Source organism: Micromonospora sp. SL1-18 (assembly GCF_047921505.1).
Classification (GTDB): domain Bacteria; phylum Actinomycetota; class Actinomycetes; order Mycobacteriales; family Micromonosporaceae; genus Micromonospora.
Genome location: NZ_JBLROA010000223.1, coordinates 1 through 423 on the forward strand (window position 1 = coordinate 1; position 423 = coordinate 423).

1 protein-coding gene and 1 pseudogene are annotated in these 423 nt (G+C 67.6%); both read right to left on the reverse strand.

Annotated elements, in window-relative coordinates; genetic code table 11:
* Nucleotides 1–282: helix-turn-helix domain-containing protein (locus tag ACNAW0_RS30675; protein WP_416291529.1), on the reverse strand; the 282-nt coding region annotated here is incomplete at its 3' end.
* Nucleotides 279–423 (reverse strand): annotated as a pseudogene (locus tag ACNAW0_RS30680) (IS607 family transposase); the annotation flags it as partial. The pseudogene ACNAW0_RS30680 and the gene ACNAW0_RS30675, both read right to left, overlap by 4 nt.

Here is a 423-nt window from a genome sequence, read left to right on the forward strand (position 1 = left end):
GCCGGCGAAACGCGGATCGGTCTTTTTGACCTCGTTGAACACCTTCCGCAACACAGGCAGCGACCACGGCCGCCACGGCGTCAACCCCTCCTCGCCGATGCCGTACGAGGCTTCCGCCTTGCGCTGCCACCACGACGCCATCACCCACGACACAGCCCAGTTGAAGGCAGCGCGAGCCGCACCACAATGCGACCGCAGCCGCTGCTCCTGCGTGGCGTTCGGATCCAACGCGAAACGGAACGCCTGGAGCACGAAACCGGGACGCGGCTCGAACTTCTTCACACCACCGGCTCCTCGCCGGTCACGGCGGCCAGAGCGCGAGCGGCACGGCTCTTGCCCGCCCGCTGCCCGTACAGCCGGGCACCCATCGACGTCAACACGTCAGCCATGTCCTCGACCAGATCGTCCGTGGACTCCTCCGGC